This window comes from Ornithinimicrobium faecis, from assembly GCF_023923225.1.
Taxonomy (GTDB): domain Bacteria; phylum Actinomycetota; class Actinomycetes; order Actinomycetales; family Dermatophilaceae; genus Ornithinicoccus; species Ornithinicoccus faecis.
Map to the genome: position 1 here is coordinate 4,457,028 of NZ_CP099489.1, position 12,825 is coordinate 4,469,852.

Sequence of the window (12,825 nt, forward strand, 5' to 3'; positions counted from 1 at the left end):
GGTCAGTAGTCCGTGCGGTCGTCCTTGGCGAGCCACTGCGCGAAGACGTCGGCCCCACCGGGCACCTCCAGCTGCCGGAACGGCACCGTCCGGTCGTCCGGGGGCATCCCGATCTCGTCATAGATCATGGCGTCGCTGAAGCCTGCGGCGGCCGCATCGTGCCGGGTCGCGGCGTAGTAGAGCGCGGTGGGACGGGCCCAGTAGACCGCGCCCAGGCACATGGGGCACGGCTCGCACGACGCATAGACGACGGCGCCGGTGAGCTGGAAGCTGCCCAGGCGCTCGCAGGCTGCGCGGATCGCGGTGACCTCGGCATGGGCGGTCGGGTCGTTGGTGCCCAGGACGCGGTTCCACCCCTCGCCCAGGACCTCACCGTCACGGACGACGAGGGCGCCGAACGGCCCACCCTCGCCCGACGCGACGCCACGACGGGCCAGGTCGACCGCCTGGAGCAGATAGTCAGCATGCTCGGAGGCGGGGACGGGTGCGTCGGTGGGCGACTGAGTCATACGCCACGGTAACGTGCCGCCCCAACACCCGGGGACGAATCACCGCCGTCAGGTGGGTGCGTTTCGGCCGCGATCGCGACAAGATGGGGACGAACCCCAGGAGGTCACCGTGACAGACAGCGCCACACCGTCAGCATCGCCACACTGGCCCGAGCAGCGTCCCGAGCGCCTCATCGTCGTTGGAGTGGACGCCGAGCAGCGGGCCAGCATCGTGCAGGAGGTCGCCGCGCTCGCGGCCACGATGTCCGCGGGACTGATCTGTGCCTGGGTCGACAGCACGCAGGTGATCTATGGCGCCACGCTGGACGGCACCCGGCTCATCACGCCGCTCGATCCGGACCAGGCCGCGAGCAGCAGCGACGCCGTGCGCGAGCAGGTCCGCCAGCACCTCGACGGGCTGCTCGCCGACTCCCCCGTGCCCTGGCGCCTCGAGACGGCCGTCGGCGACATCGCCTCGGGGCTGACCGATGTGGCCAACGAGTGGGACGCCGACATCATCGCGGTCGGTGGCCGCAGACCGGGCTTCAGCGGCTGGATGAACGAGGTCATCGGCGGCTCCATCGCCGGCCACCTGGTCCACACGCAGACCCGTCCGGTGCTGGTCATCCCCGGCACCACGAAGGACGACTAACCCCCGGGTGCGCCCCTCGCCCCTCCTCGTCCTCGTCGTCACCGTCGGCGGGGCGCTCGGCACCACTGGGCGGTATGCCGTCACGCACCTCATCGGCACCACTCACCTCATCCCGTGGGCCACGCTGCTGGTCAACGTGGTCGGGGCCTTCCTGCTGGGGCTGCTCCTGGAGCGACTGTCGCGAGCTGGCCCCGAGACCCCGGCCCGACAGGTGGTCCGGCTCGGGCTGGGCACCGGCGTGTTGGGCGGCTTCACGACCTACTCCGCGCTGGCACTGGAGCTGCACGACCTACTGGCAGCGGCCGAGGTCGCAGCTGCCGTGGCCTACGGCGTGGGCAGCGTCTGTGCGGGGCTGGTCGCCTGCGCTGGCGGGATCGCGCTGGGTGCGCGAGGTGATCGCCCATGACTCTTTCTCCGCTCCTGCTCCTGGGCCTCGCCCTGCTCGGGGGTGTCGGTGCCGCCACCCGCTATCTGGTGGATGACCTGATCAGCCGGCGCTGGCACCACGGCTTCCCGCTCGCCACCCTGGTCATCAATGTCACCGGGTCGTTCCTGATCGGTCTGCTGGCCGCGACGCTGGCGACCGGCTCTCCGGAGGTCTTCGCGGTGCTGGCGACCGGGTTCTGTGGTGGTTACACGACCTTCTCGACCGCAACGGTCGAGGCGGTGCGCCTGGCGCGGGAGGGCGACTGGCGCCGAGCTGCCCTGGCGGCGGCCGGCACGCTGGTGCTGTGCACGGCCGCCGCAACCCTGGGCTACCTGCTCGGTGGCACGCTCAGGTAGAGGTGCGTGACGGCATACGGACCTGGTGGGCTTCAGCCCCGGGCGCGACCCAGGATCCAGTAGGCACAGTGATAGATCGAGCGCTTCTCGGCGCCGAGCGTGCCGACCAGGTGGCGGCGGACCCCCGCGACCGTCTTTTGCTCGCCCGCCAGCCATGAGCCGGTGGGGATCGGCAGATCGGCAGCCTCCACCGCACTGATCAGGGCCGAACCGGGGGCGTGCGTGCCGCGCTCGATCACCGTGATCGTGGCACCCGCCGGGTGTGGCAGGTCGGGCACGTCGCCGACCGTCGGCACCTCGAGAAAGACGTGGGCCTCGACGCCTTCCGGGAGCACCTCGAGGATGCGGCTGATGGCCGGGGCGGCCGTCTCGTCGCCGGCGATGACCTGCGGCCCGGTGGCTCCCCCGGTGCGATAGGCCGCGGTGCCAGTCTGGAAGCCGGCGACCGCGTCGACCTCGGCCCGCAGCACCCAACTCGACCCAGGTCCTGCGTCGCCGTGTGCGACGACGTCGACGTCCACCTCGCCGAGGGCGGGGCGGTGGGCGCGAAGGGTGTACCAGCGCGCCTCCGGGCGTGCTTCCTCCGGCAGGTCCCCGAACGCACCGCGCGGGGTCGCCCGGTCCGGGTCCTGGGGCAGCTCGGGCAGGTCATGGCCCTCGGGTGGCATCACCAGGCCGAAGAACTCGTCCGGGCCCAGTGGTGCGTAGTCCCCCAGCTCCGGCGCGCTCAGCGTGAGGCGACGCATGATCGGGCTGAGGTCCTGCACGGCAGTCACGGTGACCGGGAACAGCTGGTGGGCCGCCCGTTCCATGGGCATGGACATCGTGCGGGAGAACGCCGCGCGGATCAGCTTGTCGCGCACGCGGATGGCCTTGCTCACTGGTCTGACTTCTTCATCGGGACTCCTGGAGGGTCGGGTGGTGGTCGGGAGAAGACTGGGAGTCGGTCGGCCGGTGACGACCCACCGGGATGACGCTGACGTCGCCGCCGTGCTCCCAGCTGACGCGACACGCGACACCGAAGACGTCGCGGACGGTGTCGGCCGTGACGACCTCGCGGGGCCGGCCCTGCGCCAGGATCGCGCCGTCGCGCATGGCGATCAGGTGGTCGGCATAACGAGCTGCCAGCGGCAGGTCGTGCAGCACCATCACGATCGTGGTGCCGTCCTCGACGGACAGGTCCCGGACCAGATCCAGCACCTCGACCTGGTGGGCGATGTCGAGGAAGGACGTCGGCTCGTCCAGCAACAACAGACCGGTGCGCTGGGCCAGGGCCATCGCGATCCACACCCGCTGGCGCTGGCCGCCGGAGAGCTGGTCGACCGGGCGGCCCGCGAGGTCGGTGGTGTGCGTGCGCTCCAGGGACTCAGCCACGATCTGGTCGTCGTCGCGGGTCCACTGCCGGATCAGGCCGTGGTGCGGGTGCCGCCCACGGGCGACGAGCTCGGCCACGGTGATGCCCTCGGGCACGACCGGGCTCTGTGGGAGCAGCCCGACACGCTGCGCCACGGTCTTGGTTGGCAGCGAGTGGATGTCGGTGCCGTCGAGCAGGACCTGGCCAGCGGTGGGGCGCAGCAGTCGGGCGAGTCCGCGCAGGATCGTCGACTTGCCGCAGCCGTTGGAGCCGACGATTGCCGTGACCTGCCCCTGCGGCACGTCCAGGTCGAGGCCCTCGATGACGGGACGCTTGCCATAGGCGAGCGAGAGATCATGGGCGTGCAGGGTCATGCCGTCTCCTTCAGGCTTTCTGCTCATGCGCCCCACCTCAGGCACTCTGGGTGGAGGGTCGGCTGGTGGCCAGGAGCCAGAGCAGGAACGGGGCGCCGGCCAGCCCGGTGACCACCCCGACGGGGAAGTTGCTGCTGGGCAGGGCATAGGCCGCGAGATAGTCGGCCAGCACCACGATCACGGCGCCGACCAGACCGGCGGCCAGCAGGGAGTGCCGCCCGCGCAGCAGGCGCCGGGCGATCGGCCCGGACAGGAAGGCGACGAAGACGATCGGGCCGCACACCGCGGTGGTGGCCGCCGTGAGCACCACGACCAGGGCGATCGCCCGGGACCGGGTCGCCTGGGGCGGTCGTCCCAGACCCGACGCCAGGTCGTCGCCGAGCTCGACCACCTGCAGGTGAGCGCCGGCATACAGCAGCAGTGGCAGGGTGACCGCGACGATCAGGGCGAGCACCCTGATCTCGGTCCAGGTGACACCGTTGAGGCTGCCGGTGAGCCAGACCATCGCCTCGTGCGCCTGATAGATGTCGGCGCGCACCATGACCCAGTGGATGACCGAGACGAGCATCGCGGCCAGGGCGATGCCGACCAGGATCATCCGCCCCGGAGCCGCCCCCGCGTGGCTGCCCGACAGGACGACCAGGCAGACCGCAACGGCGGCACCCCCACCGAGCGCCGCCAGCGACACCACGCCGGCCGAGGCGCCGAACAGGACTGAGGCTGTGACCGCCGCAGCGCTGCAGCCCAGGGTGATCCCGAGGACGTCCGGGCTGGCCAGCGGGTTGCGGGCCATCGACTGGAAGGTGGCGCCGGTGGCACCGAGCGCCACGCCGGCCAGCACCCCGACCACGGCGCGCGGCAGCTTCTGCTCCATCAGGATGTAGGTCGCCGCGGGAATGTCGGCACCGCCGACGATGCGGAAGAAGTCGGGGACGGTGATCGTGAAGTCACCCAGCAGCACGCGCGCCGTGAACGCCGCCAGGAGCAGCACCAGCAGGCCGCCGACGACCAGGGTGGCGCGACGGCGCACCCGCCCGCGCGTCTCGCTGATGGCGCGCAGGGCGGGGGCCAGCTCGACGTCGGGTCGGCGCGAGGTGGGGGGCAGCGAGGTGGGAGGCCTCGGAGTGGGGGGCTTCGGGGTGGGAGGCATCGAGGTGGTGGTCATCGCAGCACCGCCCGACGGATCATCAGGATCAGCACCGGCGCCCCGAGGACAGCCGTCATGATGCCGACCTGGACCTCGGTGGGCGGCGTCACGATGCGGCCGAGGGTGTCGGTGAGCAGGATCAGGACCGGACCGATCAGCGCGCTGCCGAGCAGGATCTTGCGATAGTCGGGCCCGGTCGCCAGCCGGACAATGTGAGGCACCACCAGACCGACGAAGGCGATCGGTCCGGCCAGGGCGACCGCGCAGGCCGCGAGCCCGACCGCCCCGAAGGCCACCACGAACCGGGCCAGCAGCACGCGCTGGCCCAGGGCCCGCTCGAGGTCCTCGCCGAGGGCGGCCGCGTTCAGGATGGGGCCGGAGAGGGCCACGATGCCCAGGCTGATCACCAGCAGGGGCAGCACGTCGGTGATGATCCCCGCGTCGCGGCCGGCGACCGAGCCCACCTGCCAGAACCGGAACTCCTGCAGCGCCCCCTGGTTGCTGACCAGGACCCCGGCGATGACGCTGGTCACCCCCGCCGTGACGGCCGCGCCGGTCAGCACCATGGTCAGGGACTGGTCGCCCTGGGAGACCGACGCCACGGCATACACCACGACGGCGGTGACCAGGCCGCCGAGGAGGGCGAGCCACAGATAGCCGCCCACCGTCGAGATCCCGGCGAACCGTAGCCCCAGGACGACCGCGAGCGCCGCCCCCGAGTTGACGCCGAGGATGCCCGGGTCGGCGAGGGGGTTGCGGGTCAGGCCCTGCATCGTCGCCCCGGACAGGGCCACCGCTGTGCCCACGACCAGGCCGATCAGGCTCCGGTCCAGGCGCGAGGCCACGATCCCCTCCTCGAAGGTGCCGGTGAGATCACCGGTCAGGACGGCGGTGAGCCCATCGATCGCAGCCAGCGGGGAGATGCTGCGCGAGCCGATCGCCAGCGAGAGACAGAACGCGACCGCCACCGCGACAATCCCCAACGAGATCACCGCAGTGGCCGGCAGGCGGCGCGTGCGCATCGCCACGCCGTGGGCCGAGGCGTCGGTCTGGGTCTGCGTCTGGGTCTGCGCCTGCGTCTGGGTCACTGCACCTTCTCGGCCGCCTCGCCGACCTGCGGGATGAGACCGTCGAGCACCACCGGGATCGACAGCGGGGTCGGGGAGGAGATCGCCGTCATCAACTGCATGTCGGTCAGCGCGACATACGCACCGCTGGCCAGGGCCGGGGTCGTGCCGATCAGCGGGTCGTTGACCAACTGGTCGGCCTGGCCCTCGTCCTCGACATAGAACAGGAGCACCTCCGCGTCCAGCGTGTCGGCCTGCTCGGAGGAGAGGTTGGCGCTGAACGTGCCCGGGTTGGCCTCGGTCAGCTCGGTGACCTTGCTCGCGTCGACCATGCCGAACTCGTGCATCAACTGTGGGCGCAGGTCCGTCGCGGTGTAGACGCCGATGGTGCTCAGGTCGGTGGCGGTGTACCAGGTCCAGGCCATCGAGGCGCCGTCCAGCTCGGGGTGCTCGGCCATCGCCGCGGAAATGCCCTCCTCGGTCTCGGCCAGGACAGTGTCGGCCTCGTCCGAGCGGCCGATGGCCTCGCCCACCATCTCGAGGGAGTCGCGCCACGGGGTGCCCCAGGCAGTCTCGGGGTAGGCCACGACCGGCGCGATCTTGGACAGTGAGTCGAACTCCTCCTGCGTCATGCCGGAGTTGGTGCCGATGATCAGGTCCGGCGACAGTTGCGCGATCTCGTCGGCGGGGATGCCGTCGGTGTCGTCATACCGGGTGACCGCTCCCGGGTCCTCGCCGAGCTCCTCGACGGCCACGTCGAACCAGTCCGTCGAGCCGGCCTCGTTGCCGCCCCAGCCGATCCGGACGGACCCGATCGGCACCTCACCGAGCGCGACGACCGTGTCGTGGTCCGACCAGCCGACCGTCGCGATGCGCTGGGGGTCGGACTCGATGGTGGTCTCACCGAAAGCGTGCTCGATGGTCACCGGGAACTGGTCCTCGCCAGCCGCTTCGCCTCCTGCCGCGGCGCCGTCAGTTGCCGTGGCGGAGTCGTCATCCGCTCCGGCATCATCCGCTCCGGCGTCGTCCGCGGCCGGGGCCGCATCGGCGGCAGGACCCTCGTCGGCCGGCTCCTCGCTCGCTCCGGTGGGGCCGGTCGAGCACCCAGCCAACAGGGCGAGACTGACGGTGGCAGCGCCGAATGCAGCGCGGGTGAAGCGGGGCTTGGTGCTCAGCACGGGGTGTGTGCTCCCTCGGCGTGACAGTAGGACCCGACGAAGGTTAGGGCAACCTAAGGTAATTACGCAACACGTCAGTGAGCATTAAGTCTGCGGTGGGCACACCCGACGGTGTTCGTCCGCGCCCACGGCCTAGCATGGAGGTGTGAGTGACACCGCCGCACCACCCGTCACGCGCGTCCTGGTCATCACCGTCTCGGACCGCGCGGTCAGCGGGGCGCGCGAGGACCGGTCCGGACCGCTGCTGGTCGACCTGTTCACGGCGGCGGACTATGACGTCACCGGCCCCCGTCTGGTGACCGACGGCGTGGACCCGGTGTCCGCCGGCATCCAGGTCGGCATCGACGAGGGTTTTGGTCTCATCGTGACCAGCGGGGGCACCGGCGTCTCACCACGTGACTTCACTCCCGAGGCGACCCGCAGGTTCGTGACCCGAGAGCTCGTGGGGGTCGCCGAGCACCTGCGGAGGGAAGGGACACGGCATACCCCCTTGGCTGCCCTGTCCCGAGGCATCGTCGGCGTCGCCGACTCAACCGACCCCGACGGGGTCGGCACACTGCTGGTCAACCTGCCCGGCAGCGTCAAGGGTGTCGAGCAATCCATGGAGGCCCTCATGCCACTGCTGCCACATCTGCTCAGCCAGGTCATCGGGTGGGATCACTGATGGCACTCCTGGACACCTACGGCAGGGCCCACCGCGACCTGCGCATCTCGCTGACTGACCGGTGCTCGCTGCGCTGCACCTACTGCATGCCCGAGCAGGGGCTGCCCTGGCTGGCCAAGCCGACGCTGCTGACCACCGAGGAGCTCATTCACCTCGCCCGGATTGCGGTCGACCTGGGCATCGATGAGGTGCGGCTGACCGGTGGCGAGCCGCTGCTGCGCAGGGATCTGATCGACGTGGTCTCCGGCATCGCGGCCCTCGGCGTCGAGGTCTCGATGACCACCAACGCCCTCGGGCTGGACAAGGTCGCTGCGGACCTGGTGGCCGCCGGGCTGACCAGGGTCAACATCAGCCTCGACACCCTGGACCGGGAGACCTTCAAGACCCTGGCCCGGCGGGACCGCCTCGATGACACCCTGGCCGGCATCGAGGCCGCGGCCGCGGCGGGGTTGGCGCCGCTGAAGCTCAACACGGTGCTGATGCGCGACATCAACCACCTGGAGGCGCCGCAACTGCTGGCCTTCGCGCTGGACCACGGCTATCAGCTGCGCTTCATCGAGCAGATGCCGCTGGATGCCGGACACACCTGGCGGCGGGACAACATGGTCACCGGTGAGGAGGTGCTGGCGCTGCTGCGCGAGCACTATGAGCTGACGCCGGTCGAGCAGCGCGGCAGCGCGCCCGCCGAGCGGTTCCACGTCGACGGTGGCCCGGAGACCGTGGGCGTGATCGCCTCGGTGACCGCTCCGTTCTGTGGCGCGTGCGACCGGGTGCGGCTCACTGCTGACGGCCAGGTCCGCAACTGCCTGTTCGCGAACACCGAGACGGACCTGCGCACGCCCCTGCGTGAGGGCGCCTCAGACGAGGAGCTCGCCGAGCTGGTGCGCGCCTGCATCACCGCCAAGCTGCCAGGTCACGGCATCAACGACCCCGGTTTCCTGCAGCCCGGACGCCCGATGAGCGCCATCGGGGGCTGACACGCACGCTCTGCACCGGTGCGCCTTCCGAACGGGCGACCTCACACCGCGTGTCGCGCACAACGGCCCGGCTGAACCCCGCGTGTCGCGCACGGTGCGCGAATCGTTGCGGCGTGCCCTGCGCTCCAGCGCGGATCCTGCACATCGGGAGACCGGGGCAGGTCACCGCAGCTCGGACGTCACGCGCTGCATCAGCTGCTCAACTGTCAGCGGCTCAACGATCCCGTTGACGAGGTCTGCATCACGCCGCTCCAGCTCCGCCATCTGGTCCTCGGTGAGCGCGAAGTCATCGTCCACGGTCTGCTCCAGGTAATGGAGCAGATCACGACGCTCAGCATCACTGAGTCGATCAATCGTCGCTTTGAGTCCTGGCGTCACCATGACTCAATGTTCCGGCGGCCACGCACTGTCCGGGGCAGATCATCCACAGGCGAGCTTCAGGACCCTCCGTCAGGGGCGAGCGATCGTCAGGAGGCAGACGGCGTCAGTCAGCGCATCGACGTGGTGACGCTCCGGTGGGATCGGCAGCAGGCCGCCGGCGTGCAGCGTCCACCGCTCGCCACCTGCGACGAGCACCACCTCACCGCGCAGCACCTGCAGGGTCGCCGCTGGCGGCGACTCGTGCTCGGGCAGCTGGCTGCCCTCCCGCAGGGCGAAGAGCACCGACTGCAGCAGCGGACCGCGAACGACGGGGCGGGTGCGCAGGCCGTTGGGACGCTCGGTCGCCTCCTGCAGCAGTTGTGCCCCGAGGGCGGACAGGTCTTCGGGCTCGGCACGTTGTGGCTCGGCCAGCGGCAGTCCGGGCCCCTTCGGGGAGCCAGAGCCCTGCGACAGACCAGAGTCCATCGGCTGGCCCTCGCCACTCACCGGTTGTCGCGCTTGGCAGCGTCGAGCTCGCGCACGCCCTGCCAGGCCACCGGGATGATCGCGGCCGCAATCAGGGCCTTGATGATGCCGCCGGGGATGAAGGGCCACAGGCCCCAGGCGAGCGTCTGACCGAGGTCGGCGCCGGTGACGACCGCCAGCCAGGGCAGACCGACCAGGAAGACCACGCCGGAGCCGGCCAGGAAGGTGACGGCCGCCTGCAGGAACTTGCGGTCCCACTGGCGCTGAGCGAGCCACCCGGTGAGCGCCGCCGCAAGGATGAAGCCGGCGATGTAGCCGCCCGTCGAGCTGAGCATCACACCCAGCCCGTGCCCGGCGTCAGAGAACCACGGCACCCCGGCCACGCCCAGCAGCGCATAGGCCAGCATCGCGAGCACCCCGCGGCTGGCACCGAGGGTCGATCCGACGAGCAGAACGGCGAGGGTCTGTCCGGTGATCGGCACCGGCCACAGCGGGATCGCCACCTGGGCGAGCAGGCCGGTCAGGGCAGCTCCGCCCAGCACGAGCGAGACATCGGTGACGAGACCACGCGGGAGGACGTGATCAGCGAGGGTGGGCCGGCCGACTGCGAGCGAGAGCGTCATGCGCCCGATCGTAGACCGTGGCTCACACGCGCCGCGATGCTGTCCTCAGCGGCGTGAAACAGCCGGCTACCAGGTTGTCCCTGGGCAGTGGCAACATTGAGGGATGACTTCTGCTCCCGTTGCCCTGACCATCGCCGGCTCCGAGGCCACCGGTGGCGCGGGCGCCCAGGCTGACCTGCGCACCTTCCAGGCCAACCACGTCTTCGGCGCGGTCGCCCTCACCTGCATCGTCTCCTTCGACCCGAAGGCCGACTGGGGCCACCGGTTCGTGCCGGTGGACGCCCAGGTGATCTCCGACCAGCTCGAGGCGATCACGGCGGCCTATGACGAGGACCAGCTGTCGGTGACCAAGATCGGCATGCTCGGCACTCCCACGACGATCGCGACCGTGGCCGGGGCCCTGCAGCAGCGCCCCTTCCGCCAGGTCGTGCTGGACCCGGTCCTGATCTGCAAGGGCCAGGAGCCGGGCGCCGCGCTCGACACGGACACCGCCCTGAAGGCCCAGGTACTCCCCCTCGCGACGTTCGTGACGCCCAACCACTTCGAGGCCGAGTCGCTGTCCGGCCTGGAGATCCACACCGTCGAGGACCTCACCGCGGCCGCCGTGCGGATCCATGAGATCTCCGGTGCCGCAGTCCTGGCCAAGGGCGGCATCCGCCTGCCGGGCGCCGACGCCGTGGACGTCTTCTATGACGGCCAGACGACCGAGCTGCTCACCGCCCCCAAGGTCGGTGAGGTCGCCGTGGCCGGCGCCGGTTGCACCCTGGCCGCTGCTGTCACCGCCCGCCTCGCACTGGGCGACTCCCCGTTGGAGGCCGCCCGTGCCGCCAAGGCGTTCGTGACCGCTGGCATCGTGGACCGGCTGCAGTCCCAGGCCCCCTTCGACGTGGTGCGCCAGCAGGCCGTATGACGAGGGGCCGGCTCCCGCTGCCCCTGCCCCTCGGCATACGGCGGGGTCGGTGACCGGTCCCCAGCCACGCGCTGACGCCCAGGCGGCAGCGCGCACCGGCGCCCTGATGGCGCTGGGCTCGATGTTCTGCGTCCAGCTGGGCGTGGTCGCGGCCTTCTCCGTCTTCGACCAGATCGGTCCCGACGGTGCCGCGTGGCTGCGCCTGACCTGGGCGGGGCTGATCTTCCTGGTCTTCGTGCGGCCGCGCCCGCTCCAGCTCGCCCGCCGCGATCTTCTGGCCTGCGTCGGACTCGGCGTGGTGACGGCCTTCGTCACGATCCTGTTCATGTTTGCCGTCGAGCGGATCCCGGTCGGGACGGCCAGCGCCCTGGAGTTCCTCGGCCCGCTGTCTGTCGCGGTGCTGCGCGGCCGGAACCGCCGGGCGGCCATCTGGCCGGTGCTGGCCATGGTGGGTGTCCTGCTGCTGACCGAGCCCTGGCGCGACTCGGTCGACCCGGTCGGGGTGGCTCTCGCGCTCGGTGCCGCTGCCTGCTGGGCGTTCTACATCCTGCTCACCCAGCGGGTGGGCGACGCGGTCTCCGGGCTGCAGGGGCTGGCGATCTCGATGCCCGTCGCCGCGTTGGTGGCCACCGCGCTCCTCGGTGGTGCGGTCATCCCGGACCTGACCTGGCGCCACGTCCTGATCGGTCTCGGGCTCGCGATCCTGCTCCCCGTCATCCCGTTCGCGCTCGAGATGCTCGCGCTGCGCCGGATGACGACGGCCTCGTTCGGCACGCTGATGGCCCTCGAGCCGGCCATGGCGCTCGTCCTCGGGCTGGTCATCCTGAGTCAGCAGCCGGGGGTCCTGCCGATCATCGGGATCCTGTTCGTCGTGGCCGCGGGCATCGGCGCCGAGCGCACCGGCGCGCGCGTGGAGGACGAGGCTCCGCCGCACGAGCGCGAGAACGACCCCGGCGACCCGGGCTATGTGGTGCCCTGATACGTCTTTGGGCCGGTCGGGGCGTGCAGCCAAACAGGCGACGTCACCGAGGGTTTTGCATCACTGCAGGTCACAGGACTGGCCGGCTCGCTGCACGTTGACTTTGCCTGTTTGAATGCTCGGCGCACCCCGGTGAGGGACGACCCGGGTGAGGAGTCCGGTGACCCGGCGCCTCGGCATACCGACGCAGCAGGAAGGGCCGGGGGCAGTGCCCCGGCCCAACCGATCAGACCCCCTGAGGATCAGGCCCTTCCGTGGATCGTCCGGAAGTGATCGTCGCCCCAACCATCGTCGAAGATCTTGATGGTAACGGTGTGCCCGTCCGGGATGCTGAGGTCCTCGTAGGTGTAGTTGCCCCCGCTGGGCGGGTCGATGTAGGCGTACTTGCTCCTGCCGTTGTCGTCGGTCCAACTCACCTGGACGTACCAGGCGTCGGAGTTGGCGAGCGTGTCGTAGACGTAGACCTTCTCGCCCTGCGGATGGAATTCCACCTTGCCGGCGAGCTGATCGCCCGCGGTGTAGAACCGCATCTTGGCCGCCTCGCCTCCCTTGTCCTTCTGGAAGTAGGTGCCGTCCCACTCATCCGGCAACTCACACCAGCAGCTGGACGTGTCGCGCCACTCACTGCTGGACCATGCACCGTCATGCGCCTGGGCCGTGGAGGCCGGGCCGATGACGGCCGCCCCCAGTGCCAGCGGTGCGGCGACGGCTGCGAGTGCGGTCCGGCTGATCTTGCGTGTCCTCGCGGACATTTGATCCCCCTTCACGGGATTGGTGAACTTG

17 protein-coding genes are annotated in these 12,825 nt (G+C 70.6%); 7 read left to right on the top strand and 10 right to left on the bottom strand.

The annotated features are described in order from the left end of the window. Positions 1-2: 2 nt before the first annotated feature. Positions 3-509, bottom strand: a complete 507-nt coding sequence (locus NF556_RS20520) for a nucleoside deaminase (protein WP_252593097.1) — start codon at positions 507-509, stop codon at positions 3-5. A gap of 109 nt (positions 510-618) precedes the next feature. Between NF556_RS20520 and NF556_RS20525 the strand changes: the two genes are divergently transcribed. Genes NF556_RS20525 through crcB form a run of 3 tightly spaced genes read left to right on the top strand, consistent with a single transcriptional unit; the run spans position 619 to position 1,923 of the window. Continuing rightward, on the top strand, positions 619-1,140 hold the full coding sequence (locus NF556_RS20525; RefSeq protein ID WP_252593099.1) for a universal stress protein: 522 nt from the start codon (positions 619-621) through the stop codon (positions 1,138-1,140). 7 nt (positions 1,141-1,147) lie between these two features. Next, positions 1,148-1,546, top strand: coding sequence for a fluoride efflux transporter FluC (locus NF556_RS20530; RefSeq protein ID WP_252593101.1), 399 nt, complete (start codon positions 1,148-1,150; stop codon positions 1,544-1,546). After that, complete coding sequence (gene crcB / locus NF556_RS20535; protein ID WP_252593104.1) at positions 1,543-1,923, top strand: fluoride efflux transporter CrcB; 381 nt, start codon at positions 1,543-1,545, stop codon at positions 1,921-1,923. Before NF556_RS20530 ends, crcB begins: the two co-directional genes overlap by 4 nt. A 32-nt stretch (positions 1,924-1,955) precedes the next feature. Here the strand turns inward: crcB and NF556_RS20540 are convergent, their stop codons facing one another. Genes NF556_RS20540 through NF556_RS20560 form a run of 5 tightly spaced genes read right to left on the bottom strand, consistent with a single transcriptional unit; the run spans position 1,956 to position 7,043 of the window. Further along, a complete protein-coding gene (locus tag NF556_RS20540) occupies positions 1,956-2,804 on the bottom strand; it encodes a siderophore-interacting protein (protein WP_252593106.1) in 849 nt (282 codons plus the stop codon). 13 nt (positions 2,805-2,817) lie between these two features. Beyond that, the gene (locus NF556_RS20545; protein WP_252593108.1) at positions 2,818-3,678 is read right to left on the bottom strand and encodes an ABC transporter ATP-binding protein; all 861 of its coding nucleotides are present in this window, start codon (positions 3,676-3,678) and stop codon (positions 2,818-2,820) included. Positions 3,679-3,688: 10 nt separating this feature from the next. Further along, a complete protein-coding gene (locus NF556_RS20550) occupies positions 3,689-4,816 on the bottom strand; it encodes a FecCD family ABC transporter permease (protein ID WP_252593110.1) in 1,128 nt (375 codons plus the stop codon). Further along, entirely contained in the window at positions 4,813-5,886 is a 1,074-nt protein-coding gene (locus NF556_RS20555) for a FecCD family ABC transporter permease (protein WP_252593112.1), read from the bottom strand. The genes NF556_RS20550 and NF556_RS20555 overlap by 4 nt, the downstream gene beginning before the upstream one ends. After that, positions 5,883-7,043: an ABC transporter substrate-binding protein gene (locus tag NF556_RS20560; RefSeq protein WP_252593114.1), complete on the bottom strand. Its 1,161-nt coding sequence runs from the start codon at positions 7,041-7,043 to the stop codon at positions 5,883-5,885. The genes NF556_RS20555 and NF556_RS20560 overlap by 4 nt, the downstream gene beginning before the upstream one ends. A 145-nt stretch (positions 7,044-7,188) precedes the next feature. On the opposite strand from NF556_RS20560, the gene NF556_RS20565 reads away from it, so the two are divergent. Then, positions 7,189-7,707 carry a MogA/MoaB family molybdenum cofactor biosynthesis protein gene (locus NF556_RS20565; protein WP_252593116.1) on the top strand — a complete coding sequence of 173 codons (519 nt, stop codon included), beginning with the start codon at positions 7,189-7,191 and terminating at the stop codon, positions 7,705-7,707. Then, complete coding sequence (gene moaA, locus NF556_RS20570) at positions 7,707-8,684, top strand: GTP 3',8-cyclase MoaA (RefSeq protein ID WP_252593118.1); 978 nt, start codon at positions 7,707-7,709, stop codon at positions 8,682-8,684. Before NF556_RS20565 ends, moaA begins: the two co-directional genes overlap by 1 nt. Before the next feature lie 162 nt (positions 8,685-8,846). On the opposite strand, the gene NF556_RS20575 is transcribed toward moaA, so the two are convergent. The 3 genes from NF556_RS20575 to NF556_RS20585 all read right to left on the bottom strand — a co-directional run bounded on the left by NF556_RS20575 (position 8,847) and on the right by NF556_RS20585 (position 10,153). After that, positions 8,847-9,065: an addiction module protein gene (locus tag NF556_RS20575; protein ID WP_252593119.1), complete on the bottom strand. Its 219-nt coding sequence runs from the start codon at positions 9,063-9,065 to the stop codon at positions 8,847-8,849. Positions 9,066-9,134: 69 nt separating this feature from the next. Further along, on the bottom strand, positions 9,135-9,530 hold the full coding sequence (locus NF556_RS20580; protein ID WP_252593121.1) for a cupin domain-containing protein: 396 nt from the start codon (positions 9,528-9,530) through the stop codon (positions 9,135-9,137). 17 nt (positions 9,531-9,547) lie between these two features. Beyond that, positions 9,548-10,153 (bottom strand): biotin transporter BioY, encoded by a 606-nt coding sequence (locus NF556_RS20585; RefSeq protein ID WP_252593124.1) that lies wholly within the window; start codon positions 10,151-10,153, stop codon positions 9,548-9,550. Positions 10,154-10,256: 103 nt separating this feature from the next. Here NF556_RS20585 and NF556_RS20590 point away from each other — a divergent pair, with 103 nt between their 5' ends. Together NF556_RS20590 and NF556_RS20595 are read left to right on the top strand one after the other, a co-directional pair. Then, positions 10,257-11,063 (top strand): hydroxymethylpyrimidine/phosphomethylpyrimidine kinase, encoded by an 807-nt coding sequence (locus NF556_RS20590; RefSeq protein ID WP_252593126.1) that lies wholly within the window; start codon positions 10,257-10,259, stop codon positions 11,061-11,063. A 49-nt stretch (positions 11,064-11,112) separates the two neighbouring features. Continuing rightward, complete coding sequence (locus NF556_RS20595) at positions 11,113-12,042, top strand: EamA family transporter (protein WP_252593129.1); 930 nt, start codon at positions 11,113-11,115, stop codon at positions 12,040-12,042. Between the two features lie 242 nt (positions 12,043-12,284). Here NF556_RS20595 and NF556_RS20600 read toward each other — a convergent pair whose 3' ends face one another. Then, complete coding sequence (locus NF556_RS20600; protein WP_252593131.1) at positions 12,285-12,794, bottom strand: hypothetical protein; 510 nt, start codon at positions 12,792-12,794, stop codon at positions 12,285-12,287. Between the last annotated feature and the right edge of the window lie 31 nt (positions 12,795-12,825).

What these genes read in the sequence shown, in the direction of transcription:
- NF556_RS20520 (WP_252593097.1), bottom strand. Translation starts at nt 509, where the DNA reads ATGACTCAGTCGCCCACCGACGCACCCGTCCCCGCCTCCGAGCATGCT.
- crcB (WP_252593104.1), top strand. Translation starts at nt 1,543, where the DNA reads ATGACTCTTTCTCCGCTCCTGCTCCTGGGCCTCGCCCTGCTCGGGGGT.
- NF556_RS20545 (WP_252593108.1), bottom strand. Translation starts at nt 3,678, where the DNA reads ATGAGCAGAAAGCCTGAAGGAGACGGCATGACCCTGCACGCCCATGAT.
- NF556_RS20550 (WP_252593110.1), bottom strand. Translation starts at nt 4,816, where the DNA reads ATGACCACCACCTCGATGCCTCCCACCCCGAAGCCCCCCACTCCGAGG.
- moaA (WP_252593118.1), top strand. Translation starts at nt 7,707, where the DNA reads ATGGCACTCCTGGACACCTACGGCAGGGCCCACCGCGACCTGCGCATC.
- NF556_RS20575 (WP_252593119.1), bottom strand. Translation starts at nt 9,065, where the DNA reads ATGGTGACGCCAGGACTCAAAGCGACGATTGATCGACTCAGTGATGCT.
- NF556_RS20580 (WP_252593121.1), bottom strand. Translation starts at nt 9,530, where the DNA reads ATGGACTCTGGTCTGTCGCAGGGCTCTGGCTCCCCGAAGGGGCCCGGA.
- NF556_RS20585 (WP_252593124.1), bottom strand. Translation starts at nt 10,153, where the DNA reads ATGACGCTCTCGCTCGCAGTCGGCCGGCCCACCCTCGCTGATCACGTC.
- NF556_RS20590 (WP_252593126.1), top strand. Translation starts at nt 10,257, where the DNA reads ATGACTTCTGCTCCCGTTGCCCTGACCATCGCCGGCTCCGAGGCCACC.
- NF556_RS20600 (WP_252593131.1), bottom strand. Translation starts at nt 12,794, where the DNA reads ATGTCCGCGAGGACACGCAAGATCAGCCGGACCGCACTCGCAGCCGTC.